The 22,649-nt window shown below is 71.7% G+C and carries 19 protein-coding genes; 6 read left to right on the top strand and 13 right to left on the bottom strand.

Annotated elements, in window-relative coordinates; all coding sequences use genetic code 11:
- Positions 1-224: 224 nt before the first annotated feature.
- The 5 genes from prcA to arc all read right to left on the bottom strand — a co-directional run bounded on the left by prcA (position 225) and on the right by arc (position 5,962).
- On the bottom strand, positions 225-1,028 hold the full coding sequence (gene prcA, locus ACIF6L_RS33725; protein ID WP_396489520.1) for a proteasome subunit alpha: 804 nt from the start codon (positions 1,026-1,028) through the stop codon (positions 225-227).
- 30 nt (positions 1,029-1,058) lie between these two features.
- A complete protein-coding gene (gene prcB / locus ACIF6L_RS33720; protein WP_329486931.1) occupies positions 1,059-1,901 on the bottom strand; it encodes a proteasome subunit beta in 843 nt (280 codons plus the stop codon).
- A 161-nt stretch (positions 1,902-2,062) separates the two neighbouring features.
- Positions 2,063-2,281 (bottom strand): ubiquitin-like protein Pup, encoded by a 219-nt coding sequence (locus tag ACIF6L_RS33715; RefSeq protein ID WP_329486932.1) that lies wholly within the window; start codon positions 2,279-2,281, stop codon positions 2,063-2,065.
- 173 nt (positions 2,282-2,454) lie between these two features.
- Positions 2,455-3,966, bottom strand: coding sequence for a depupylase/deamidase Dop (dop, locus tag ACIF6L_RS33710; RefSeq protein WP_359807198.1), 1,512 nt, complete (start codon positions 3,964-3,966; stop codon positions 2,455-2,457).
- A 229-nt stretch (positions 3,967-4,195) separates the two neighbouring features.
- Positions 4,196-5,962, bottom strand: coding sequence for a proteasome ATPase (gene arc / locus ACIF6L_RS33705; protein ID WP_329486934.1), 1,767 nt, complete (start codon positions 5,960-5,962; stop codon positions 4,196-4,198).
- Positions 5,963-6,248: 286 nt separating this feature from the next.
- Here arc and ACIF6L_RS33700 point away from each other — a divergent pair, with 286 nt between their 5' ends.
- Positions 6,249-6,551, top strand: a complete 303-nt coding sequence (locus ACIF6L_RS33700) for a ferredoxin (protein ID WP_359807195.1) — start codon at positions 6,249-6,251, stop codon at positions 6,549-6,551.
- 187 nt (positions 6,552-6,738) lie between these two features.
- Here the strand turns inward: ACIF6L_RS33700 and ACIF6L_RS33695 are convergent, their stop codons facing one another.
- From ACIF6L_RS33695 to ACIF6L_RS33685, 3 genes are all read right to left on the bottom strand, one after another.
- Positions 6,739-7,344, bottom strand: coding sequence for a hypothetical protein (locus ACIF6L_RS33695; protein ID WP_396489516.1), 606 nt, complete (start codon positions 7,342-7,344; stop codon positions 6,739-6,741).
- 141 nt (positions 7,345-7,485) lie between these two features.
- Positions 7,486-8,448, bottom strand: coding sequence for a tRNA (adenine-N1)-methyltransferase (locus tag ACIF6L_RS33690; RefSeq protein ID WP_352290950.1), 963 nt, complete (start codon positions 8,446-8,448; stop codon positions 7,486-7,488).
- A 45-nt stretch (positions 8,449-8,493) separates the two neighbouring features.
- Positions 8,494-9,714, bottom strand: coding sequence for a site-2 protease family protein (locus ACIF6L_RS33685; RefSeq protein ID WP_352290949.1), 1,221 nt, complete (start codon positions 9,712-9,714; stop codon positions 8,494-8,496).
- 172 nt (positions 9,715-9,886) lie between these two features.
- On the opposite strand from ACIF6L_RS33685, the gene ACIF6L_RS33680 reads away from it, so the two are divergent.
- Positions 9,887-10,807, top strand: coding sequence for a RecB family exonuclease (locus ACIF6L_RS33680; RefSeq protein WP_352290948.1), 921 nt, complete (start codon positions 9,887-9,889; stop codon positions 10,805-10,807).
- Positions 10,808-11,479 carry a response regulator transcription factor gene (locus tag ACIF6L_RS33675; protein ID WP_329486940.1) on the top strand — a complete coding sequence of 224 codons (672 nt, stop codon included), beginning with the start codon at positions 10,808-10,810 and terminating at the stop codon, positions 11,477-11,479.
- A 97-nt stretch (positions 11,480-11,576) separates the two neighbouring features.
- Here the strand turns inward: ACIF6L_RS33675 and ACIF6L_RS33670 are convergent, their stop codons facing one another.
- From ACIF6L_RS33670 to metH, 3 genes are all read right to left on the bottom strand, one after another.
- On the bottom strand, positions 11,577-13,190 hold the full coding sequence (locus ACIF6L_RS33670; protein ID WP_396489513.1) for an ABC transporter substrate-binding protein: 1,614 nt from the start codon (positions 13,188-13,190) through the stop codon (positions 11,577-11,579).
- 356 nt (positions 13,191-13,546) lie between these two features.
- Entirely contained in the window at positions 13,547-14,251 is a 705-nt protein-coding gene (locus tag ACIF6L_RS33665) for an HAD family phosphatase (protein ID WP_359807191.1), read from the bottom strand.
- 145 nt (positions 14,252-14,396) lie between these two features.
- Positions 14,397-17,900 carry a methionine synthase gene (gene metH / locus ACIF6L_RS33660; RefSeq protein ID WP_329486943.1) on the bottom strand — a complete coding sequence of 1,168 codons (3,504 nt, stop codon included), beginning with the start codon at positions 17,898-17,900 and terminating at the stop codon, positions 14,397-14,399.
- Between the two features lie 254 nt (positions 17,901-18,154).
- Between metH and ACIF6L_RS33655 the strand changes: the two genes are divergently transcribed.
- Positions 18,155-19,132: a hypothetical protein gene (locus ACIF6L_RS33655; RefSeq protein ID WP_396489511.1), complete on the top strand. Its 978-nt coding sequence runs from the start codon at positions 18,155-18,157 to the stop codon at positions 19,130-19,132.
- Positions 19,133-19,142: 10 nt separating this feature from the next.
- Here the strand turns inward: ACIF6L_RS33655 and ACIF6L_RS33650 are convergent, their stop codons facing one another.
- Positions 19,143-19,661, bottom strand: a complete 519-nt coding sequence (locus ACIF6L_RS33650) for an SRPBCC family protein (protein ID WP_329486945.1) — start codon at positions 19,659-19,661, stop codon at positions 19,143-19,145.
- A gap of 156 nt (positions 19,662-19,817) precedes the next feature.
- Here ACIF6L_RS33650 and ACIF6L_RS33645 point away from each other — a divergent pair, with 156 nt between their 5' ends.
- Complete coding sequence (locus ACIF6L_RS33645) at positions 19,818-20,081, top strand: hypothetical protein (RefSeq protein WP_396489509.1); 264 nt, start codon at positions 19,818-19,820, stop codon at positions 20,079-20,081.
- 275 nt (positions 20,082-20,356) lie between these two features.
- Positions 20,357-21,307, top strand: a complete 951-nt coding sequence (locus tag ACIF6L_RS33640) for a PAC2 family protein (RefSeq protein WP_329486947.1) — start codon at positions 20,357-20,359, stop codon at positions 21,305-21,307.
- Positions 21,308-21,377: 70 nt separating this feature from the next.
- Here the strand turns inward: ACIF6L_RS33640 and mshC are convergent, their stop codons facing one another.
- Positions 21,378-22,607 (bottom strand): cysteine--1-D-myo-inosityl 2-amino-2-deoxy-alpha-D-glucopyranoside ligase, encoded by a 1,230-nt coding sequence (gene mshC / locus ACIF6L_RS33635; RefSeq protein ID WP_396489507.1) that lies wholly within the window; start codon positions 22,605-22,607, stop codon positions 21,378-21,380.
- Positions 22,608-22,649: the final 42 nt, after the last annotated feature.

Below are 22,649 nucleotides of genomic sequence, written 5' to 3'. Positions count from 1 at the left end.
GATCCTGAACTCTGCGGCACCGGGCCGCAGCTGGCCTTGTAGGCCGATCCCCTGCTTCGGCAACGGGCAGGGCTCGTCCGGGGGCGCCGGCCGTCAGGTCGGCGTGGAGCCCCACGGTCTCGACCGCTGGGGAGGAGTCACGAGGCGTCCGTTCTCTGCGTGGGCCACCGGAGGGGCCCGTACGGCGGCGGGTGACGGCCGCCGTACGGGACTCCTCCGCACTGCTAGTCGGACTGGTCCGACACGTCCGACACGTCCGACGCGTCCGCCCGGTCGGCCGGCGGCTTGGCCGCCGGCTTCTCGTCCTCGTCCGCCTCGGCGGACTCGTCGCCGTCGAGCAGCCGGGCGAGCTGCCCGCCCAGGATGCGCTTGAACTTGCGCTGCTGGAAGCGCTGGCGGTCCAGGACCGCCACCTCCAGCTGCTCGGGGGTCATGGTCCGCGGGGAGCCGCCGTTGGGGTCCCGGGCGAGCGAGTCCACCGCGACCTTGATCGCGTCGGTCAGGGACAGCCCGCTGCGGTGCCGCTGGCCCAGGTAGTTGCCGATCGAGTCGGCGTTGCCGCCGACCACCACGTAGTTCTTCTCGTCGACGACCGAGCCGTCCGGGGTGAGCCGGTAGATCTGGTCCTCGTCCGGGGTGCGGCCGACCTCGGCCACGATCAGCTCGACCTCGTACGGCTTCTCGCCGACCGAGGAGAAGATGGTGCCGAGCGTCTGGGCGTAGACGTTGGCCAGGCCCCGGGCGGTGACGTCCGCCCGGTCGTAGGAGTAGCCGCGCAGGTCGGCGTAGCGGACGCCGCCGATCCGCAGGTTCTCGAACTCGTTGTAGCGGCCGACCGCCGCGAAGGCGATCTTGTCGTAGATCTCGGAGACCTTGTGGAGCGCCCGCGAGGTGTTCTCCGCGACGAAGACGATGCCGTCGGCGTAGGTGAGCACGACCACGCTGCGACCACGCGCGATGCCCTTGCGGGCGTACTCCGCGCGGTCCGCCATGGCCTGCTGGGGCGAGACGTAGAACGGTGTCGACACCGGCGGTCGTCCCTTCCTTGGTAGGTGTGGCTAGAGCAGCGGGGCCTGCGGGCCGTTGGGACGGATCAGGCGCTCGTCGGTGATCGAGACCGCGATCGCGGAGACCTCGGCCTCGGTGAGCCGGCGGAAGCCGTCCTCGGTGATCAGCGAGACGATCGGGAAGATCTTCCGGGCGAGGTCCGGACCGCCGGTGGCGGAGTCGTCGTCGGCCGCGTCGTAGAGCGCCTGGACGACCAGGGTGGCGGCCTGCTCGGCGGTCAGGTCCGCGCGGTAGAGCTTCTTCATCGAGCCGCGGGCGAACACCGAACCGGAGCCGGTGGCGGCGAACCCGCGCTCCTCGGAGCGGCCGCCGGTGACGTCGTAGGTGAAGATCCGGCCGCGACCGAGGTCGAGGTCGTAACCGGCGAAGAGCGGGACGACCGCGAGGCCCTGCATCGCCATGCCGAGGTTGCCCCGGATCATGGTGGTGAGGCGGTTGGCCTTGCCCTCCAGCGAGAGCACGGTGCCCTCGATCTTCTCGTAGTGCTCCAGCTCCAGCTGGAACAGCCGGACCATCTCGACGGCGAGGCCGGCGGTGCCGGCGATGCCCACCGCGCTGTACTCGTCGGCCGGGAAGACCTTCTCGATGTCACGCTGGGCGATCACGTTGCCCATGGTCGCCCGGCGGTCACCGGCGATGACCACACCGCCGTCGAACACCGCCGCGACGATCGTCGTCCCGTGCGGGGCCTCGACGACCGCTCCCATGGGCAGCTCGCGGCGCCCGGGAATCAGCTCCGGCTGGTGGTCGGCCAGGAAGTCGAGGAACGACGAGGACCCCGGGGTCAGGAAGGCAGCCGGTAGACGCCCGGTGCCACGAGTGTTGGCTTCCACACGATTCCTTCCAGGTAGCTTGAAGCGCACGCTGCCCGCACCCTACCCGCCGACGATCACCGTCCATGCGTGGTGGGCCGGACCGGGGCGGACGGGCGGCCGTTGCCGCCCGTCCGCCCTCGGCGGTCGCGACCGTGAATTCCCTGAATGCCCGAACGGGGCTACTCGCCGCCCTTTTGCACGAATTGGCGTACAAAATCCTCGGCATTCGACTCGAGGACCTCGTCGATTTCGTCGAGAACCGCGTCGACGTCGTCGCCGAGCTTTTCCTGGCGCTCCTTGAGGTCGTCGGAATTCTGCGCTTCCGCGGCCTGCTCCTCGACCTCCTCGGAGGAGCGGTTCGCCCGCTGCTGGCCGCCGTCGGTGTCCTTGCTCGCCATTTCCCTCACCCCGCTCGATCTGTCTGGCACGGTTTGGTCGCTGCTTGCTGCACCGACCCTATACACAGGGCGCGGCTACCGCTTCCGGTTTGCCGTGGCGCTTCCTGTCCAACACCCGCTGTCACCCCGGATGATTCCCATTCGGCGGACGTTCACCCGTGGTGATCGAAAAGTTACCCGCCGGCCAGCACCCGGAGCAGGTCCTCGGCCGTGCGGCAGCGGTCCAGCAGCTCCTTGACGTGGTTGCGGGTGCCGCGCAGCGGCTCCAGCGTCGGGACCCGCTGGAGCGAGTCGCGGCCGGGTAGGTCGAAGATCACCGAGTCCCACGAGGCGGCTGCCACGTGGTCCGCGTACTGCTCCAGACAGCGCCCGCGGAAGTAGGCCCTGGTGTCCTCCGGAGGCTTGGAGACGGCCCGCTCGACCTCCTCGTCGGTCAGCAGCCGCTCGAACCGCCCACGGGCCACCAGACGGTTGTAGAGGCCCTTCTCGGGCCGTACGTCGCTGTACTGCAGGTCGACCAGGTGCAGCCGGGAGTTGTCCCACTCCAGCGCGTCGCGGCTGCGGTAGCCCTCCAGGATCTCCCGCTTGGCGATCCAGTCCAGCTGCCGGGAGAGCGACATCGGATCGCGCTCCAGCCGCCCCAGCACATCCTCCCAGCGCGCGAGGACGTCCACCGTCTGCTCGTCGGCGTCGGTGCCGAAGCGGTCCTCGACGTACTTGCGGGCCAGCTCGAAGTACTCCAGCTGGAGCTGGACGGCGGTGAGCCGGCGCCCGTTGCGCAGCGTGATGAGGTGCTTCAGCGACGGGTCGTGGGAGATCCGGTGGAGGGTGCGCACCGGCTGGTCGACGGCGAGGTCGGCGGCGATGAAGGAGTCCTCGATCATCGCCAGTACCAGGGAGGTGGTCCCGAGCTTGAGGTAGGTGGAGATCTCGGAGAGGTTGGCGTCCCCGATGATCACGTGCAGCCGGCGGTACTTCTCGGCGTCGGCGTGCGGTTCGTCGCGGGTGTTGATGATCGGCCGCTTGAGCGTCGTCTCCAGGCCGACCTCGACCTCGAAGTAGTCGGCGCGCTGGCTGATCTGGAAGCCGTTCGCCGAGCCGTCCTGGCCGATGCCGACGCGGCCGGCGCCGGTGACCACCTGGCGGGAGACGAAGAACGGGGTGAGGTGGCGGACGATGTCGGCGAACGGCGTCGCCCGCTTCATCAGGTAGTTCTCGTGGGTGCCGTAGGAGGCGCCCTTGTTGTCGGTGTTGTTCTTGTACAGGTGGATCGTCTGCCCGTTGGGCAGTTCCAGGGCGCGCTGGGCGGCGGCCGCCATGACCCGCTCGCCGGCCTTGTCCCAGAGCACGGCGTCGCGCGGGTTGGTCACCTCGGGCGAGCTGTACTCGGGGTGCGCGTGGTCCACGTAGAACCGCGCGCCGTTGGTGAGGATGATGTTCGCGAGGCCGATGTCCTCGTCGGTCAGCTGGCTGGCGTCCGCCACGTCGCGCGCGAGGTCGAAGCCCCGGGCGTCGCGCAGCGGATTCTCCTCCTCGAAGTCCCAACGGGCCCGCCGTGCCCGGTGCATCGCCGCCGCGTACGCGTTGACGATCTGGGACGAGGTGAGCATGGCGTTGGCGTTGGGGTGCCCGGGTACGGAGATCCCGTACTCGGTCTCGATGCCCATCACGCGCCGTACGGTCATGCGGCCCTCCTTGCCCGGTGTACCGCCCCCCACGGGCGGAACACGCTGACGTACCGCTGAACAACACCGACGCGGGCCGTGTGCCCGCGAACGGTGGGTCGAGCCTAGAACGCGGCACCGACAGGCGGGCCCCGAGACGCGCCGTCCGGCTGCGGGGCCGCGAGGCGCCACAGCCGGACGGGGTGCGTGCTGGTCCGGGGTCCGCTGCCGGCGGCCCGGAGTGGTGCGGTTACAGGTACTGCCCGGTGTTGGCGACGGTGTCGATGGAGCGGCCGGACTCGGCGCCCTGCTTGCCGGTGACGAGCGTGCGGATGAAGACGATCCGCTCGCCCTTCTTGCCGGAGATCCGGGCCCAGTCGTCCGGGTTGGTGGTGTTGGGCAGGTCCTCGTTCTCCTTGAACTCGTCCACGCAGGCGGCGAGCAGGTGGGAGACGCGCAGACCGCGCTGGCCGTGGTCGAGGAAGTCCTTGATGGCCATCTTCTTCGCACGGTCGACGATGTTCTGGATCATCGCGCCGGAGTTGAAGTCCTTGAAGTACAGGACCTCCTTGTCACCGTTGGCGTAGGTGACCTCCAGGAAGCGGTTCTCCTCGGTCTCGGTGTACATCCGCTCGACGACCGCCTGGATCATCGCCACCACGGTGGCCTCGACGGAGCCGTCGTGCTCCTTGAGGTCGTCCGGGTGGAACGGCAGCGAGCCCTTGAGGTACTTGGAGAAGATGTCCTTCGCGGCCTCGGCGTCCGGGCGCTCGATCTTGATCTTGACGTCCAGGCGGCCGGGCCGCAGGATCGCCGGGTCGATCATGTCCTCGCGGTTCGAGGCGCCGATGACGATGACGTTCTCCAGGCCCTCCACGCCGTCGATCTCGGCGAGGAGCTGGGGGACGATGGTGTTCTCCACGTCCGAGCTGACGCCCGAACCGCGGGTGCGGAAGAGCGACTCCATCTCGTCGAAGAAGACGATGACGGGGGTGCCCTCGCTCGCCTTCTCCCGGGCCCGCTGGAAGACCAGGCGGATCTGCCGCTCGGTCTCGCCGACGTACTTGTTGAGGAGCTCGGGACCCTTGATGTTGAGGAAGTAGCTCTTGCCCTGGGGCCGGCCGGTGACCTCGGCGACCTTCTTGGCGAGCGAGTTGGCCACCGCCTTGGCGATCAGCGTCTTGCCGCAGCCGGGCGGGCCGTAGAGCAGGACGCCCTTGGGCGGGCGCAGCTCGTACTCCTTGAAGAGCTCGGCGTGCAGGTAGGGCAGCTCGACCGCGTCGCGGATCTGCTCGATCTGGTTGCTGAGGCCGCCGATCTGGCGGTAGTCGATGTCGGGGACCTCTTCGAGGACGAGCTCCTCGACCTCGGACTTGGGCACGACCTCGTAGACGTAGCCCGAGCGGGGTTCGAGCAGCAGGGCGTCCCCCGCCCGGATGGTGAGCTCGCGCAGCGGTTCGGCGAGGCGCACCACCCGCTCCTCGTCGGTGTGGCCGATGACCAGGGCGCGTTCGCCGTCCTCCAGGACCTCCTTGAGGGTGACGATGTCGCCGATGCGCTCGAAGGCCATCGCGTCCACGATGTTGAGGGCCTCGTTGAGCATCACCTCCTGGCCGCGCCGCAGCTCGTCGAGGTCGACGTTGGGGCTGACGTTCACGCGGAGCTTGCGCCCCCCGGTGAAGATGTCGGCGGTGCCGTCCTCGTTCTGGCTGAGGAAGGTGCCGAATCCGGCCGGGGGCTGTGCCAGCCGGTCCACTTCCTCCTTGAGGGCCACGATCTGGTCGCGGGCCTCTCGCAGGGTGGAGGCGAGCCGTTCGTTCTGGGCGGACACGCCGGCCAGGTTGGTCTGGAGCTCGACGATCCGCTCTTCGAGGATTCTCGAATTGCGCGGCGAGTCGGCGAGCTTGCGGCGCAGCACGGCGATTTCCTGCTCAAGGTACGAGACCTGAGCGGCCTCGTCGGAACCACGAGCGGGCCGGCCGGTGCTGCGGTTGTAGTCGTCATCGTGGGCTGCCACGGTCCTCACCTCCTCCGGGGAGCTGGACGCTTCCAGACCCTACCTGGGACCAGGGGTCCGTAAACCCCTAGATCAAGAAAGATGGAACGGGCGTGTCCGATCTTCGCCCTCGCGTGCTTCCCCTCTGCTTAGGGGATACCCAGCGCGCACCACCCAAAGCCGACCAGATGTATCGTCGAACGAGTCGATATCCGATCGCGACCGAGGGTCGCGGTCAGATCGTTGTACGAATGGCGGGATTGCCTCCCAATTGGGGGCGACCCGGGACAGAAACGGCAGGGGAACCATGTCGGTGACCGAAGAGGCGACGGCCGGCGAAGCGCTGGAGGTGTGGATCGACCAGGATCTGTGCACCGGCGACGGCATCTGCGCGCAGTACGCGCCCGAGGTCTTCGAGCTGGACATCGACGGCCTCGCCTACGTGAAGGGCTCGGACGACGAGTTGCGCCAGCAGCCCGGCGAGACCGTGCCGGTGCCGCTGACGCTGCTTCAGGACGTGGTGGACTCGGTGAAGGACTGCCCGGGCGACTGCATCCACGTGCGCCGGGTCTCCGACCGGGCCGAGGTCTACGGCCCGGACGCCGAGTAGCCCCAGCCGGCGGGCCCCTGAGCCCGGCGGCCACCCGCCCCGAGGCGACCGCGATCCCGCCCCGAGCCGAAGGGGCGCGCCGGTGCCGAAAGGGAGAAGCGAGGACGCCCCGAGGAACGAGGGGCGTTGGAGCGCCGACCGTCGGCGCCGGGCCGAAGCGCCTCCGAGGCGAGCGGGCGAATAGCAGTCAGGCCTGCGCCAGTGGAGCGGTGGTCTGGGAGCGGTCCCAGCCGGCGTCCTTGCGCGTCCAGGTGAGGTCGAGTGAGATGTCCGGGCTGAACCGCGGCACGTCGTCGCCGGAGTACCCCTGCGCGTGGCCGGTGATGGTGCCGTCGCTGCGCAGGCCGAGCCTTCCGACGGTGAGGTTCTCGCGCTCGGAGAGCAGGGTGGCCACCACGACGGGCCGGCCGTCGGGGCCGGTGCCGAGCAGGTAGACGGCGTCCGGCGGGGTGCCGTTCTCGGCCGCGCAGTGCGCGGCGGCGACGGTACCGGGCCGGCCGTCGCCGAGGTCGGCGGCGAAACTGACGGATATCTTGACCGGGAACGGGCCGCAGTCCAGCGGGAGTTCGGCCTTGGCCGGATCGGGCGCGGCGGCGGCCGGGAGGGCCTTAACGGTGGGGCGGGCCGGTTTCGGCGTCCCGGTGGCCGGATCCGCGGCGAGCACGGTGGCCACCACGGCGGCGCAGCCGCCGATCGCGAGGGCCCAGTGCCAGGGGGCCGATCGGGCGTGTCCGGGCCCGCTGCGGGCCTGCGGTGTCTGCTGCTCAACCCTCGCCGTGACCGCGGTCTCCACCAGGCGTCCCCTCCAGTGGGTCGGTGTGAGCGAGCATCGTCCCACACCGGCGTGGACGGGGGGTGGCGCGGGTGCGGGGGTAGCACGAAGGGGTGGTACGCGGGCGCGAAACCCGCTGTACCACCCCTGGTGGACGTACCGTCAGCCGAGCTGCTCGGGCTGCTCGACGTCGCCGGTGCGGGCGGCGGCCCGGGCGGCGGCGCGCTCCTGCAGGCTCGGCTCGGCCGAGCCGTTGTCGTAGTCCTCGCCGTACGCGCCCTTGGCCGGGCGGCGGCGGCGCAGCGGCGGCTCGACGCCGTCGGCGAGGCGGCGGGAGGTGAGCAGGAAGCCGGTGTGGCCGATCATCCGGTGGTCCGGGCGGACGGCCAGGCCCTCCAGGTGCCAGGTGCGGACCATGGTCTCCCAGGCCTGCGGCTCGGTGAAGGTGCCGTGCTCGCGCAGCGCCTCGACGGTCTTCGACATCTGCGTGGTGGTGGCCACGTAGCAGCAGATGAGGCCGCCGGGGACGAGCGCCTTGGAGGCGACGTCCAGGCACTCCCAGGGGGCCAGCATGTCGAGGATGACGCGGTCGACGTCGGACTCCACCAGGTTGTCCTGGAGGTCGCCGACGGTGAGCTTCCACGCCGGGTGGGGCCCGCCGAAGTAGCGCTCGACGTTGCTCTGGGCGATGTCGGCGAAGTCCTGCCGGCGCTCGTAGGAGGCCAGCATGCCGGTGTCGCCGACGGCGCGCAGCAGGTAGGTGGAGAGCGCGCCGGAGCCGACGCCGGCCTCGACCACGCGGGCGCCGGCGAAGATGTCGGCCATGGCGAGGATCTGCCCGGCGTCCTTCGGGTAGATCACGGCGGCGCCGCGCGGCATGGACAGGACGTAGTCGGGGAGCAGGGGGCGCAGCGCGAGGTACGGGACGTTCCCCGTGGTGCGCACGACCGTGCCCTCGGGGGCGCCGATCAGCTCGTCGTGCGGGAACGCACCCTTGTGGGTGTGGAACTGGTTCCCGGCCTGGAGCGTGAACGTGTAGTGGCGGCCCTTCGGGTCGGTCAGCTGGACCTGGTCCCCGACCTGGAAGGGCCCGCGTCGGCGGGTGGCACCGGTCGGTTCGGACATGCGGACAATCCTAAGGGAAGCAGGCGCTCCGGCCGACCACGATGATCACCGGCCGGCGATCGCGGCGGTCAGCCGCCGCTCGATGTCGCTGAGCGTGGCGACGCCGTAGACCCGGCCGTCGGCCTCCACCACCAGGTACTCGGTGGCCGGGTGGGCCCGCAGGGCGCGCAGCAGGTCCTCGCCGGCGAGTTCGACGGGCAGCCGCAGGCCCGGTTCGAGGTCGCGGGCCAGTGCGCCGACGGCGATCCAGGGGCGGCGGTGCTCGGGGACCTCGCGGACCTGGGACTCGCGGACCAGGCCGATCGGGTCGCCGCGGCCGTCGACCACGACGACGGCGCCGGCCTGCTGCTCGCGGACCCGGCGCAGCGCCTCGCCCAGCGGGGTGTCCGCGCTGACCTCGACGCCCCGGCGGACGAGGTCGCGCAGCCGCAGGTCGGGCAGCACCTCCTTGAGCCGGGCCTGCTGCACGCCGGCGCCGGCGCCGTTCCAGATGATCACGGCCAGGACGGCGGCCAGCACGGCGTCGATCAGGGTGTCGGTGGTGGTCCGGTCGGCGCCGCGGGCGGCGCCGAGCAGCGGCAGGCCGATCAGGACGGCGACGGCCAGCACGCGGCCGGCCCAGGCGGCGGCGACGGTGCCGGTCATCGGCCGGCCGGTGACGGCCCAGACGACGGCGCGCAGCATCCGTCCGCCGTCCAGCGGGAGGCCGGGCAGCAGGTTGAAGGCGGCGACGACGAGGTTGGAGACCATCAGGCCGGTGAGCAGCACCCCGGGGACGCTGGAGAGCTCGACGGCCTGGACGGCGAGGTAGAAGACGCCGCCGAGGAGCAGCGAGAGCAGCGGACCGACGAAGGCCAGCCAGAACTCCCGCCAGGGGCTCTCGGCCTCCTTCTCGATCTCGGAGACGCCGCCGAGGAACTGCAGCCGGATGCGGCGGACCCCGAGCCGGTAGCGGAGCGCGACCACGGTGTGGGCGAGCTCGTGGATCAGGACGGAGCCGTAGAACGCCACCGCGAAGAAGAACGCGACCAGGTAGCGGTTGGCGCCGAGCCCGGGCAGGACGTTCTCCAGCTGGCCGCCGAAGACCCAGGTGATCAGCGCGGCGATGACGAACCAGGAGGGGGTGACGTAGACGGGTACGCCGAAGGGCCGGCCCATCAGGATGCCGTTGCGGCCCTCCGGCTCCTCGGGCGGTCGGGGACCGGGCCGTGAGTCGCCGTCCTGCGGGGGCCGGTCGGAGGTCTGACGCCCCCTGCTGTCGCTCACCGTGATCCCTTCGGTCGGTTCACTGTCGTGCGCCGTGCGCCGGTGCGCCCACGCTACGTGATCAGGGCCGGGTACCGTCGCGCGCCCCTCTCGCAGGGTTCATACCCACTGGGAGGCCGGTGTGGCAGCACCGTGGCAGCGGGATGACAGCTCAGGGCAATAGGGTCGGGGTATGCAGCAGACCGACACCAGCAGCGCCGTCGTGGCCCCGGCGCGTCCACCGGCGCCGCCGACCGGCCTGTCCCCGTCCCGCGCGGGGGACTTCCTGACCTGCCCGCTGCTGTACCGGCTCCGGGTGATCGACAAGCTGCCGGAGCCCCCGAGCGCGGCGGCGACCCGGGGCACCCTGGTGCACGCGGTGCTGGAGCGGCTGTTCGACAGCCCGGCGGCCGACCGGACGCCGGAGCGGGCCCTGGGGCTGCTGCGGCCGCAGTGGGAGCGGCTGCTGGGCGAGCGCCCGGAGCTGGTCTCGCTGTTCCCGGAGGACCCGGACGGCGCGGCGCTGACCCGCTGGCTGGCGGACGCCGAGAAGCTCGTCGAGCGCTGGTTCCGGCTGGAGGACCCGACCCGGCTGCATCCGGTGGAGCGGGAGCTCTACGTGGAGACGGCCCTGGAGTCGGGGCTGCTGCTGCGCGGCTACATCGACCGGGTCGACGTCGCGCCCACCGGTGAGGTGCGGCTGGTGGACTACAAGACCGGCCGGGCGCCCTCGCGGGACTTCGAGGGCAAGGCGATGTTCCAGATGAAGTTCTACGCGCTGGTGGTGTGGCGGTGGAAGGGCGTGATCCCCAAGCGGCTGCAGCTGGTCTACCTCGGCGGGGGCGGGGACGTGGTCAGCTACGACCCGGACGAGGCCGACCTGCTCGCGGTGGAGCGCAAGCTGCAGGCGCTCTGGGAGCGGATCGGCGAGGCGGTGGCCACCGGCGACTTCCCCGCGACCCGCAACCGGCTCTGCGACTGGTGCGACCACCAGGCCAGTTGCCCGGAGTTCGGCGGCACTCCCCCGCCGTACCCGCTGCCGCTGGCGCTGCCGACGGCACGAACGTCTGACGAGGACGATCCCACGGGGGATCCGATGAGCAAGGAGTCCTAGGTGACGATCCGAGTGCTGCTGGTCGACGACCAGCCGCTGCTTCGCACCGGTTTCCGGATGATCCTGGAGGCCGAGGCCGACCTGGTGGTGGTCGGCGAGGCCGGCGACGGTCAGCAGGCGCTGGACCAGGTCCGGGCACTGCAGCCCGACGTGGTGCTGATGGACATCCGGATGCCCCGGATGGACGGCGTGGAGGCGACCCGCCGGATCGCCGGCCCGGGCCGCGACGGCCCGGCGAAGGTCCTGGTGCTGACCACCTTCGACCTCGACGAGTACGTGGTCGAGGCGCTGCGCGCGGGCGCCAGCGGCTTCCTGCTGAAGGACGTGCCGGCCGAGGAGCTGGTGCAGGCGATCCGGGTGGTCGCGGACGGCGCGGCGATGCTCGCGCCGAGCATCACCCGGCGGCTGCTGGACATGTACGCCACCAAGCTGCCCTCGGGCGAGGAGGCGCCGCCGCAGGCGCTAAACGCGCTGACCGAGCGTGAGCTGGAGGTGCTGAAGCTGGTGGCGCGCGGCCTGTCGAACGCGGAGATCGCGGCGGAGCTGTTCGTCAGCGAGACCACGGTGAAGACGCACGTCGGCCATGTGCTGACCAAGCTTCAGCTGCGGGACCGGGTCCAGGCCGCGGTCTACGCGTACGAGAGCGGGCTGGTGCGCCCCGGCGCGCTCTGAGCCCGGACCGGTCCGGACATGACGGTGGCCCGTCCGCTCCCCTTGCACCCTGGGGGAGGGACGGGCCACCGTGCTGAGGGTCACCCGGTGGAACGGGTCACTTGCCGAGCCGGCCGATCTCCCAGAAGCGGAAGAAGCCGGTGGTGTCCACGGTCGACTCCACGCCGGTGATGTTCGAACGCGAGGCGAAGAAGGCCTTGTTCTGGAACAGCGGGATCAGCGGCGCGTTGTCGGCGACGATGCCCTGGATCTGCGCGTAGGTGGCGGCGGCGGCGGCGCGGTCGGCCTGCTTGAGGCTCTCGGGCACCAGCTTCTGGCTGATCCGCGGGTCGTCCCAGCCGTGGTGGTAGGCCCCGCCCTCGACGATCAGCGGCGCGACGTAGTTGTCGGCGTCCGGGTAGTCGGCGAACCAACCGATGGTGTAGGCCTGGTACTTGCCCTCGACCCAGCCCTTCTTGTAGACGTCCCAGTCCGCCTCGTGCTGGACGGTCACCTGGAAGACGCCGCCGGCCTCCAGCTGCTTCTTCAGCGCGTCGGCCTCGGCGCCCTCGGCGCGCGAGCGCGACCAGGTGAGGTTCAGCTTGACCGGCATCGGGACCTTGGCCGCGGTGAGGATCGCCTTGGCCTTGGTGACGTCCTGGTCGCCGTACTTGTCGAAGAAGGCGGTGTTGTGGCCGGCGACACCGGCCGGGACCATCGAGTACAGCGGCTGGACGGTGCGCGCGAAGACGTCGCGGGCGAGCGACTTGCGGTCGATCAGCTGGGCGGCGGCCTGCCGGACGGCGACGTTGCCGCCGGTCGCGTCCTTGGTGTTGAAGACCAGGTAGCGGGTGTCGTTGCTGTCGCCCTCGACGACCTGCAGGTCGCTCTTGCCGCCCTGCTGGTCGGACAGGACCTGGGCCGCGGTGTTGGGCTCCAGGCTGTTGTCGGCGAGGTCGATGTCGCCCTTGTCGAGCGCGGCCTTCAGCTCGGCAGGCTTGTCGAAGTACCGGAGGGTGAACTTCTTGTTCCGGAGCTTGGCGTCACCGGTGTACTTGTCGTTCGGGGACAGCGCGACCTTGCCGGGGACCTTGGCGCCGCCCTCGATGGTCGTGGTCTCGATCGAGTCGATCTTGTACGGGCCGGAGCCGACCAGCTTGTCGTTGCCGAGCAGCTTGTCGGCCGGGAAGACCTCCTGGTCGACGATGGCGCCCGCCGGGCCCGCGAGCTTCGCGGGGAGCGTCGCGTCCGGCGCCGAGAGGTGGAAGACCACCTCGGTGTCGCCCTTGGCCTCGACCGACTTGATCGACTCCAGCAGGCCCGCCGGGCCGCTCTGGTCGGCGATCTTCTTCGTCCGGTCGATGGAGAAGGCGACGTCGGCGGCGGTCAGCGCGTGGCCGTTGGAGAACTTCAGGCCGCCCTTGAGCGTGCAGTGGTACTGGGTGACGTCGCCCGCGGTGAACTCGCAGGACTGCGCGGCGTCCGGGCCGGGGGTGCTGGAGGCGGCCGGGTAGGACAGCAGCGACTGGAAGGTGTTGCGCAGCAGCAGCCAGGAGCCGGCATCGTACGCGCCGGCCGGGTCCAGCGTGTTGGTGACCGAGGTGGTCCCCATCGTGATCGCCTTGTCGCCGTCCCCCTTGACGGCGTCGGTGACCGAGCCGCAGCCGGCCACCGAGACGGCCACCAGGCCGGCGCAGCCGAGCACTGCCAGTCGTTCAGCTGAAGTCTTCACGGGTCGCGTCCTTCGGGTGCGGTCCGGCCGGGGGCCGGCGGCCCGCGCTCGGTTGATCCTCCGGGGTCGTGGAGGTCGTGCACGGACCGGGCGCCGTGCGACCGCGGGCAGGACGGGGTTGCCCGTCAGCGGCGATGGCAGGGCTCGGGGGTGGGGAACGAACTGGAGTAGCGTGCCATATCGAACAGACCCCACCGATACCCGTACAGGTGACAGTTGGGACACGAGGGGACGGTGTGGGCGCGACCATTCGACGAGTTGTCAGGCAATGCCCGTTTTCTCCCTGGGGTCTCGCCGTGAGCGGACGGGGCCGACCACGTACCGGGCGGTAAGCGGTCTCCGCAATGAGACGACAATCACACTCGCGAGGCGACGAGCGAGCGGAGCAGTTCAAGATCGACGCCCTCCAGCGAGGGCAGCACCAGCCGCCCGGGGGCCGGCTCGATCGGCGCCACCGACGGCACCGCGATCACCGGGCAGCCGGCCGCCTCCGCCGCGCGGACACCGGTCGGCGCGTCCTCCACCACCACGCAGCGGCCCGGCTCCGCCCCCAGTCGCCGCGCCGCCTCCAGGTACGGGTCCGGGTGCGGCTTGGTGCGCGGCACCTCGTCCCCGGCGACCGTGAAGGCGAAGTGGTGGGCGCCCAGCGACCGCAGCACGATGTCGATCACGTGCCGGTGCGAGGCGGACACCAGGGCGGTCGGAACGCCGTGCGCGGCAAGGGTGTTGAGCAGTCGCTCGGCGCCCGGCATGAGTGGCACGCCGCCGCCCAGCAGGTCCACGAAGCGCTGGTTGATCAGGACGGTCAGATCGGCCGGCGCGAGGTCCACGCCGGTGGCGGCCACCAGGTAGTCGATCACCCGGCTCATCGGGCCGCCGACCACGTGGGCGCGGTCGTTCTCGTCGAGCGTGTAGCCCAGCTCGGCGAAGAGCGAGGCCTCGGCCTGCCACCAGAGGTTCTCGGTGTCGACCAGCGTCCCGTCCATGTCCAGCAGCACCGCCTGGAGGCCCCGGCCGTCGCCGTGGTCGAGGGTCCGGGTGGCGGTGGAGATGGTGGTCATGGCGCGGGTCCTTCCGTCCGTGCCCCGGGGCGCTGCCCCTGGGGATGGCACAGGCCGGCCCGCTGGTGAGCGGACCGGCCCGTTCAGGATGATCCAGGATACGCCCCGCTCCGCCGAAAGGAACGAACGGTGCGCGACGCGGGGGTTACCGCGCGTTGAAGTACTTGGCCTCCGGGTGGTGGATCACGATCGCGTCCGTGGACTGCTCGGGGTGCAGCTGGAACTCCTCCGAGAGCACCACGCCGATCCGCTCGGGCCGCAGCAGCTCGGTGATCTTCGCGCGGTCCTCCAGCTCCGGGCAGGCCCCGTAGCCGAGCGAGAACCGGGCGCCCCGGTACTTCAGCGCGAACATGTCCTTGACGTCCTGCGGGTCCTCGCCGGAGAAGCCCAGCTCGAAGCGGACCCGGGCGTGCCAGAACTCGGCCAGCGCCTCGGCCAGCTGCACCGAGAGGCCGTGCAGCTCCAGGTAGTCGCGGTAGGAGTTGTTGGCGAACAGCTCGTTCGCCGCCTCGGAGATCCGGTTGCCCATGGTGACGACCTGGAGGCCCAGCACGTCCCGCTCACCCGACTCCTCCGGGCGGAAGAAGTCCGCCAGGCAGAGCCGGCGCCCGCGCCGCTGGCGCGGGAAGGTAAAGCGGGTCCGCTCGGTGCCGTCCTCGTTGTGGACGATCAGGTCGTCGCCCTTGGAGTTGGCCGGGTAGTAGCCGTAGACCACGGCCGGCTCCAGCCAGCCCTCGGTCTGCAGCCGGTCCAGCCACATCCGCAGCCGCGGCCGGCCCTCGGTCTCCACCAGCTCCTCGTACGAGGGGCCCTCCCCGGTGCGCGCGGCCTTCAGGCCCCACTGGCCCTTGAACAGCGCGTCCTCGTCCAGCCAGGAGGCGTAGTCGGCGAACGGCACGCCCTTGACGATCCGGTCGCCCCAGAACGGCGGCTCCGGCACGGTGTTGTCGACCGAGACGTCCGAGCGGACCTGGCCGAGGTTGACCTCCTCCGGCTCCTCGACCTCGACCCGGGCGTGCCGGCGCTGCTTGAGTTCCGGCAGGGCCGCCCCGGGCACGCCGCGCTTGACCGCGATCAGCGCGTCCATCAGCCGCAGGCCCTCGAAGGCGTCCCGGGCGTAGCGGACCTCGCCCTCGTAGATCTCGTGCAGGTCCTGCTCGACGTAGGCCCGGGTGAGCGCGGCGCCGCCGAGGATCACCGGGTAGTCGGCCGCCAGCTTGCGCTGGTTCAGCTCCTGCAGGTTCTCCTTCATGATCACGGTGGACTTCACCAGCAGGCCGGACATCCCGATGACGTCCGCCCGGTGCTCCTGGGCGGCGTCCAGGATCGCCGAGACCGGCTGCTTGATGCCCAGGTTGACCACGGTGTAGCCGTTGTTGGACAGGATGATGTCGACCAGGTTCTTGCCGATGTCGTGGACGTCGCCCTTGACGGTGGCCAGCACGATGGTGCCCTTGCCCTCGTCGTCGGACTTCTCCATGTGCGGCTCCAGGTGGGCCACCGCGGTCTTCATCACCTCGGCGGACTGGAGCACGAACGGCAGCTGCATCTGGCCGGAGCCGAACAGCTCGCCGACCACCTTCATGCCGGCCAGCAGCGTGCTGTTGACGATCTCCAGCGCCGGGCGCTGCGCCAGCGCCTCGTCCAGGTCGGCCTCCAGGCCGTTGCGCTCGCCGTCGATGATCCGGCGCTGCAGGCGCTCCTCCAGCGGCAGCGCCGCCAGCTCCTCCGCCTTGGACGCCCTCATCGAGGTCGAGGAGACGCCCTCGAACAGCTGGAGCAGCTTCTGCAGCGGGTCGTAGCCCTCGCTGCGGCGGTCGTAGACCAGGTCCAGGGCGACGTCGCGCTGGTCCTCCGGGATCCGGGCCATCGGCAGGATCTTCGAGGCGTGCACGATCGCGGAGTCCAGGCCCGCCTCGACGCACTCGTTCAGGAAGACCGAGTTGATCACCATCCGGGCCGCCGGGCTCAGCCCGAAGGAGATGTTGGACAGGCCCAGGGTGGTCTGCACGTCCGGGTGGCGGCGCTTGAGCTCGCGGATCGCCTCGATGGTCTCGATGCCGTCCCGGCGGGACTCCTCCTGGCCGGTGCCCAGGGTGAAGGCCAGGCAGTCGACCAGGATCGAGCCCTCGTCGATGCCGTACTCGGTGGTGAGCTGGGTGATCAGCCGCTCGGCGATGGCGACCTTGGTCTCGGCGGTGCGGGCCTGGCCGTCCTCGTCGATGGTGAGGGCGATCAGGCCGGCGCCGTGCTCGCGGGCCAGCGAGGCGATCCGGCCGAACCGGGTGTCCGGGCCGTCGCCGTCCTCGTAGTTGACCGAGTTGAGCACCGCTCGGCCGCCGAGCGCCTCCAGACCGGCCCGCAGGACCTCCGGCTCGGTGGAGTCGAGCACGATCGGCAGGGTCGAGGCGGTGGCCAGCCGGCCGGCCACCTCCTTCATGTCGGCGACGCCGTCGCGGCCGACGTAGTCCACGCAGAGGTCCAGCAGGTGGGAGCCGTCCCGGATCTGCTCGCGGGCGATCTCCACGCAGGCCTGCCAGTCACCGGCCAGCATCGAGTCGCGGAACTTCTTCGAGCCGTTGGCGTTGGTGCGCTCGCCGATCGCCAGGTAGGAGGTGTCCTGGCGGAACGGCACCGCCTGGTACAGCGAGGCGGCCGAGGGCTCCGGGCGCGGGGTGCGGGCGACCACCGGGCGGCCCTGGACGCGCTCGACCACCTGGCGCAGGTGCTCGGGCGTGGTGCCGCAGCAGCCGCCGACCAGCGAGAGGCCGTACTCCCGGGTGAAGACGTCGTGCGCCTCGGCCAGCTCGGCCGGGGACAGCGGGTAGTGGGCGCCGTCCTTGCCCAGCACCGGCAGGCCCGCGTTCGGCATGCAGGAGAGGCCGATCTTCGCGTTCTTGGCCAGGTAGCGCAGGTGCTCGCTCATCTCGGCCGGGCCGGTGGCGCAGTTCAGGCCGATGTAGTCGACGCCCAGCGGCTCCAGCGCGGCCAGCGCCGCGCCGATCTCCGAGCCGAGCAGCATGGTCCCGGTGGTCTCGACCGTCACCTGGACCAGGACCGGCAGGTCCAGCCCCGCCTCGGCGAGCGCGCGCTTGGAGCCGAGGATCGCGGCCTTGGTCTGCAGCAGGTCCTGGCTGGTCTCCACCAGCAGCGCGTCGGCGCCGCCGGCGATCAGGCCGGCCGCGTTCAGCTGGAAGCCGTCGCGCAGCACCTCGTACGGGGCGTGGCCGAGGGTGGGCAGCTTGGTGCCGGGGCCGATCGAGCCGAGCACCCAGCGGGTGCGGCCGTCCGTGAAGGAGTCGGCGGCTTCCCGGGCGATCCGGGCGCCCGCCTCGGACAGCTCGAAGATCCGCTCGGGGATGTCGTACTCGCCGAGCGCCGAGAAGTTGGCGCCGAAGGTGTTGGTCTCCACGCAGTCCACGCCGACCGCGAAGTACGCGTCGTGGACCGAGCGGACGATGTCGGGCCGGGTGATGTTGAGGACCTCGTTGCAGCCTTCCAGGTTCTGGAAGTCCTCCAGGCTCGGGTCCTGGGCCTGGAGCATGGTTCCCATCGCCCCGTCGGCCACCACCACCCTGGTGGCGAGCGACTCACGCAGCGCGTTCGCGCGGCTCTGCTGGGTGACGGACGGGTCGGCTGCAGTGGCCATGGGGCTTCTCCCTGGGTGCGACGGCTGTCGGCTTTGCACGCCCGCTGAATCGGGCACGCACGTCGCCAGGGTATCCGGCCGGTGGCATGGATCGGGTGACCATTTCGTATCCTGAGCACTCGCCGCGACGGGGGAGCGACTGCATGGCGGGTCGAAGCGCACGGGTACGACGGCTCGGACGGGCCCTGGGGACGGCGCCACGGGCGCTGCGGACGCGCTGGCGGGGGTGGTCCCGTTGGCGCAGAACCCTTGCCGTGACGCTGGTCGTCCTCGCCGTCGCCCTGCTGCCGATCGGCTCCGCGGCGCTCGCCCTGCGGCTCCAGTACGCCGGTGAGCCCTCCCCCGAGGCCCGGACCCGCGGCAAGGACGCGGTCTGGCTGGGCCATGCCTGGGTGGACGGCCGAAAGGGTGACGCCGACGTCGCCGACCTCGCCCGGCGGCTCGCCGGGACGGGCGTGCGCGACCTCTACGTCCACACCGGCCCGCTGGAGCACGACGGCTCGCTGCCGCCCGCCGTCCACCCCCGGGCCCAGTGGTTCGCCGAGGCCGCGCACCGCGCGCTGCCCGGCATCCGGGTGCAGGGCTGGCTGGGCGACGAGGTCAAGCCCGAGAAGGACGCCCTGGACCTGGAGGACGCGCCCACCCGGGACCGGCTCACCGCCGCCGCCCGCCAGGTGCTGGACCTCGGCTTCGACGGGGTGCACTTCGACATGGAGCCGATCCGCCCCGGCTCGGCCGGCTGGCTCGCGCTGCTGGACCAGGTCCGCCCGGTGACCGCCGGCCGCGGCGCCCGGCTCTCGGTGGCCGCGCCGCAGATCGACCCGCTGCCCTTCCAGCACGACATCGCCATCGCGCTCACCGACCACGGCAAGTGGTGGGACCAGGCGTACTTCGCCGAGACCGCCCGCCGGGTCGACCAGATCGCGGTGATGACCTACGACTCCAGCATGCCGACCGCGTCGCTCTACGGGGGCTACAACGCCTACCAGACCGAGCTGGCCCTGGAGGCCACCCCCGAGGACGTGGACCTCCTGATGGGCCTGCCGTTCTACTGGGAGGACAAGTGGGGCCACTGGGGGCACGCCGAGACGGTGGACGCCGGCATCCGGGGCATCCGGCTCGGCCTCGGCCGGTACGACCTGCGGCGGGAGAACTTCGGCGTCGGGCTGTACGTGGACTTCGCCGCCACCGAGCAGAACTGGGCCGACTACCGGCGCGGCTGGGTCCGCTGAGGCGCCGCCGTCACGCCATCCGGTGCGCGAGGGCGCCCAGGTAGCGCCGGACGGTGGCGTCCTCGCCCAGCACGTAGTGCGAGACGGCGCGGTGGAGCGGCCGGTGGACCTCGCCGCGCTCGGTGACCGTCAGGCTGCAGCCCTGCCCGGCCGGCGTCAGCACGAGCGTCCAGGTGCCGCCGTAGGGCAGGTCCGGGTCGGCCACGCCGGTCACCAGCCGGTGCGGGGCCTCGCTCTCCAGCACCTCGTAGGTGGCGTGGCCGTGCGGGCCGTACTCGCGCCAGCGCGGCCGGCCGCCCGCGCCCTCCGGCAGCCGCTCGACGTGGGACAGGCCCGGGCGCCACGCCGGATAGAGGTCGACGTCGGTCACGACGTCCCACACCGCACCCGGCGGCTGGTCGAGCTCCAGGCCGCCCTCGGTCACGTGCTCCACCGGCAGGCGCCGGCCCGCCGCCAGGGCCGCCAGCACCACCGCGCCGGCCCCGGCGGCCGCCACCACGCCGATGCCGATCCACCACCGTCCGTCCATCCGCCCGGCTCCTCACGCCCTGTCCGGCCCCTTCCCCCATCATCGCGCCGCCCCGCCGCGCGGGCGCGCCATGACTCTGCGTCCCCGCTCCGATACGATCCGTGCCCGATGGGCCGAGGCGGACCGCGCCCGGCCACCGGACCCCCGAGAACCGCCGTGCAGCGCCACCCGCTCCGCGCCGCCCTGGCCGCCGTCCCGCTCCTGCTCTGCGCCGCGCCGGCCGCCGCCGCGCCCGCCGACGCCCCGCCCCGCTACGCCGCGCTGGGCGACTCCTACGCCGCCGGGGTCTGTGCGGGCGCGGGGCGGGAGTGGATCACCGGCATCGTGCTCCCCCGGCTCTGGGAGTCCTTCCACCCCATGCCCGAGGGGCAGTCCCTCGGCTACCTGCCGGCCGTCACCGCCGCGACCGGACCGCGCTGACCCCCCGGCGCCCGGCGGCCGCCCCGCGGTCCTTTCCGGGGCGCCCAGGGCCCGGCGCGGCGATAACCGCTGGATCCCGGCGCCCCGCTCCCCCAGACTGTCCCGGTGCCCCGCCGGGAGGCGCATCAAAGCCCGTAGGCTGGGCAGGTAGGGAACCATGGAGCGAGGCGTTCCATGGGTGACGAGAGGTTCGACAGTCGGCAGCCGGACCGCCGGCGCCTCGGCAGGCCGGCCGGGGCGGGCACGTCCGACCGCCGACCGGAGGGAGACGCTGGGTGATCGAGCTGGAAGATGTTCCCGAGTTGATCGACCCGGTCATGGTCTGCGCCTTCGAGGGCTGGAACGACGCCGGGGACGCGGCCTCCGCGGCCCTGGCGCATCTGGACGACACCTGGGGCGGCAAGGTGTTCGCCGCCCTGGACGCCGAGGACTACTACGACTTCCAGGTCAACCGCCCCACGGTCTGGCTGGACGGCGGCATCCGCCGGATCACCTGGCCGACGACCCGGCTCTCGGTGGTCCGGGTGACGGAGCCCGCGACCCGGGACATCGTCCTGGTGCGCGGCATCGAGCCCAGCATGCGCTGGCGCTCGTTCTGCAACGAGCTGCTCGGCTTCGCGCACGAGCTGGGCATCGAGCTGGTGGTGATCCTGGGCGCGCTGCTCGGGGACACCCCGCACAGCCGTCCCGTCCCGGTCAGCGGGGTCACCTCCGACCCGGAGCTGGCCCAGCGGCTGGACCTGGAGGAGAGCCGCTACGAGGGCCCGACCGGGATCGTCGGGGTGCTCCAGGAGGCCTGCACGCACGCCGGGGTGCCCGCCGTGACGCTCTGGGCGGCGGTGCCGCACTACGTCGCGCAGCCGCCGAACCCGAAGGCCACGCTGGCGCTGATCAACAAGCTGGAGGACTTGCTGGACCTGCGGATCCCGCCGGGCGAGCTCGGTGAGGACTCCCGGGCCTGGCAGCTCGGCGTGGACCAGCTGGCCGCCGAGGACACCGAGGTGGCCGAGTACGTCCAGCAGCTGGAGGAGGCGCAGGACACCGCCGAGCTGCCGGAGGCCTCGGGCGACGCGATCGCCCGGGAGTTCGAGCGTTACCTGCGGCGGCGGGAGAACGTCGGCCCGGCCGGTGAGAAGCCGGTCGCCGGGCACGCCACGGCGGAGCGGCCGAGCGAGCCCGAGCCGCCGGCCGCGCGGGAGAGCCAGGACGGCAACGAGGAGGACTGACCCCGCGGCAGCGGGAACGCCGGAGGGCGCCGGGACCAGCTGGTCCCGGCGCCCTCCGGCGTTCGCCGTCCTACAGTGCGATGCCGAGCAGCGCGTCCACCGTGCGGGAGACCAGGCCGGGCGCACCGATGTCGGTGCCGCCGTCGGCCTCCTGGCCGGCCGCCCAGCGGTCCACCGCGGCGAGCGCCGCGGGCGCGTCCAGGTCGCGCGCGAGCGCCTCCCGGACCTCGGCCAGCAGCGCCTCGGCCGGCGGGCCGTCCGGGCGGGAGACCGCGGCACGCCAGCGGGCGAGGCGCTCGACGGCCTCGTCCAGGGTGGCCTTGGTCCACTCCCAGTCCTCGCGGTAGTGGTGCGAGAGCAGCGCGAGGCGGATCGCCGCCGGGTCGACGCCCTCGCGGCGCAGCGCCGAGACGAAGACCAGGTTGCCGCGGGACTTGGACATCTTGTGCCCGTCCAGCCCCACCATGCCCGCGTGCACGTAGGCCCGGGCGTACGGGTGGCCGCCGGTGGCGACCTGGGCGTGCGCGGCGCCCATCTCGTGGTGCGGGAAGGAGAGGTCGCTGCCGCCGCCCTGGATGTCGAAGGACATGCCCAGGAACCGCAGGGCGATCGCGACGCACTCGATGTGCCAGCCGGGGCGGCCGTGGCCGAGCTCGGTGTCCCAGGCGGGCTCGCCCGGGCGGGCCGCGAGCCAGAGCAGGGCGTCCAGCGGGTGGCGCTTGCCGGGGCGGTCCGGGTCGCCGCCGCGCTCGGCGAAGAGCGGGCGCATGGCCTCCCGGGTCAGGCCGGAGACCTCGCCGAAGTGCGGCTCCGACTCGACCGAGAAGTAGATGTCCTCGTCCACCTTGTAGGCGGCGCCGCTCGCCAGCAGCTTCTGGACCAGCGGGACGATCCACGGGATCGACTCGACGGCGCCGATGTAGTGGGCCGGCGGGAGCAGCCGCAGGGCGGTCATGTCCTCGCGGAAGAGCGCGGTCTCACGCTCGGCGAGGGCCACCCAGTCCTGGCCGGTCTCGATCGCCCGCGCCAGCAGCGGGTCGTCGACGTCGGTGACGTTCTGGACGTACAGGACGTCGTGACCGGCGTCCTTCCAGACGCGCTGCACCAGGTCGAACGCGTTGTACGTGGCGGCGTGGCCCATGTGGGTCGCGTCGTAGGGGGTGATGCCGCAGACGTAGATCCGGGCGGTGCCGTCCTGCGGGACGACCTCGCGGATACCGCCCGCGGCGGTGTCGTGAATACGAAGGGGGAGCCCCTGACCAGGCAGGGCGGGAACCTCGGAGGCGGGCCAGGCATGCATGGGAATCACTTTAACCGCGCGAACATTTGAAAGCCTAACCAG

This window comes from Kitasatospora sp. NPDC086009 (assembly GCF_044540385.1).
GTDB lineage: Bacteria > Actinomycetota > Actinomycetes > Streptomycetales > Streptomycetaceae > Kitasatospora.
Note: the sequence above shows the minus strand (reverse complement) of the source record. Positions and strands in the feature narration are given on the sequence as shown.

Coding starts and splice junctions, on each gene's coding strand:
- mshC (WP_396489507.1), bottom strand. CDS start 22,607: ATGCATGCCTGGCCCGCCTCCGAGGTTCCCGCCCTGCCTGGTCAGGGG.
- ACIF6L_RS33715 (WP_329486932.1), bottom strand. CDS start 2,281: ATGGCGAGCAAGGACACCGACGGCGGCCAGCAGCGGGCGAACCGCTCC.
- ACIF6L_RS33680 (WP_352290948.1), top strand. CDS start 9,887: ATGCAGCAGACCGACACCAGCAGCGCCGTCGTGGCCCCGGCGCGTCCA.
- ACIF6L_RS33665 (WP_359807191.1), bottom strand. CDS start 14,251: ATGACCACCATCTCCACCGCCACCCGGACCCTCGACCACGGCGACGGC.
- metH (WP_329486943.1), bottom strand. CDS start 17,900: ATGGCCACTGCAGCCGACCCGTCCGTCACCCAGCAGAGCCGCGCGAAC.
- ACIF6L_RS33650 (WP_329486945.1), bottom strand. CDS start 19,661: ATGGACGGACGGTGGTGGATCGGCATCGGCGTGGTGGCGGCCGCCGGG.
- dop (WP_359807198.1), bottom strand. CDS start 3,966: ATGACCGTACGGCGCGTGATGGGCATCGAGACCGAGTACGGGATCTCC.
- ACIF6L_RS33700 (WP_359807195.1), top strand. CDS start 6,249: ATGTCGGTGACCGAAGAGGCGACGGCCGGCGAAGCGCTGGAGGTGTGG.
- ACIF6L_RS33690 (WP_352290950.1), bottom strand. CDS start 8,448: ATGTCCGAACCGACCGGTGCCACCCGCCGACGCGGGCCCTTCCAGGTC.